This is a genomic window from Bacillus sp. P4_D3 (genome assembly GCF_056401855.1).
In genome coordinates this window covers 1-1,453 of sequence record NZ_JBFUIN010000752.1, presented here as the reverse complement: position 1 = coordinate 1,453, position 1,453 = coordinate 1, and the positions used below count along the sequence as shown (strand labels likewise).

Below are 1,453 nucleotides of genomic sequence, written 5' to 3'. Positions count from 1 at the left end.
ATAAAGAATATTAATCAAGGTGTAACAAAAACGCCACATCCGGATATTCTAGGTATTTATGAAGTTAAATACAAGCTCCCTGTTTATGACGGAATGAGCACGGCTAACGGTGGAAAAAGGAATATCAGAATGTTCCAATTCCTGTTAAGGTTAGGCTTAGTCAGACGGCTGATTTATTCGGATTGAGGTCCCTCCAAGTTGATACGGAAAAGCTTGGAAATCTAATCAGCAAGTTCGAAAGGAAAGTCGATGAAGTTCCTAAGGGTACGGGTGAAAGTGGAATTCCTCCTAGGTACGGTGAGAGAAAGATTACAGATGAAGAATATGAAGCATTAAGAAAAAAACACCGACAGCAAAAATAAGAAAACAAGTAAATAAAGGCCACAATAAAAAGATAGAAACGGAAGAAGATCAAGCTCTTCCGGGGAAAACTTTTATAGGTTCACTAGAAGCAGATCATATTGTGTCTATGGACAGAATTGCAAGTATGGATGTTTTTGGTAATTTAACAGAAAAACAACAGTTAGAAGTATTAAATAACCCAGAAAACTTTACAGGATTAAGTAAATCTGCAAACACTTCAAAGCAATTTAAATCGTATGAAGAATGGACACATTATAAAAAGGGAACACCAGATGAGATAGAAGTTAGTCCTGACTTTAGGAGCAAGATGATTACAAGAGAAAAACAGCTTGAAAGAATATTGCAAAAACAAATTGATGATTTTAACAAAGAATAATATTAAAAAGGATGGGAAAAAAATGAGTTCTAAGTTAGATATATTAAGAGAGTATAATGAAGATATTCAATTGATTAATGCAAATGAATTTAAGAATATAAACTCATCTTTAATTCCTGATTTATGGGTGGAAGTATTTAGTGAACATGATAGAGAAAAGAGAATCAAGAAAATTTTAAGTATATGGAAAAATATGTAGATAATAATTTATCTAATACTATTGCTTACTTATCAGAATACCTTGAGGATATTGAACTGATGGTAAGTGAGGACACCTATTCAATCTTGTATACAATAAAAAATCAAGGTGGAGCAGATTTATATTATGAAGGAAGAAATCCTAAAGATAGTTTTAATAATGAAGAATTAGAATCTTCATGGAGAGAAATTCCTGAATCTATTAGGAACTTTTACGAAAATGTTCATAATGGATTTTATGATTACACAAGTGAATCGATGGGATTGATGCCATTAGAAGCTATAACTTACTTTGGGGATGATGACTTAGAGTGGGGGATTATAGATGAATTGGAAGAACCTATAAGGATTAATTTAAAAACATCTTTTGGATTCTTTAGTAATGGTATGGGGAGCTACATAGCTATAGATTATGAAAATTGTAAAAATAACAATGCTACTTTTTGGTCGGCTAAGAGTCAGCCTAAATATAATGTTCACTTTTGGAATTTTGTAGATGAATGGATTGTTATCGGT

General features: G+C 32.1%; 2 protein-coding genes and 2 pseudogenes. All 4 read left to right on the top strand.

Annotated elements, in window-relative coordinates; genetic code table 11:
- Positions 1–186 (top strand): hypothetical protein (locus AC1DTM_RS26325; protein WP_477001266.1); only part of this gene is annotated, 186 nt, incomplete at its 5' end.
- Positions 183–276 (top strand): annotated as a pseudogene (locus AC1DTM_RS26320) (AHH domain-containing protein); the annotation flags it as partial. The gene AC1DTM_RS26325 and the pseudogene AC1DTM_RS26320, both read left to right, overlap by 4 nt.
- 193 nt (positions 277–469) lie before the next feature.
- The gene (locus tag AC1DTM_RS26315; protein ID WP_016105426.1) at positions 470–739 is read left to right on the top strand and encodes a hypothetical protein; all 270 of its coding nucleotides are present in this window, start codon (positions 470–472) and stop codon (positions 737–739) included.
- 22 nt (positions 740–761) lie between these two features.
- Positions 762–1,453 (top strand): annotated as a pseudogene (locus AC1DTM_RS26310) (SMI1/KNR4 family protein); the annotation flags it as partial.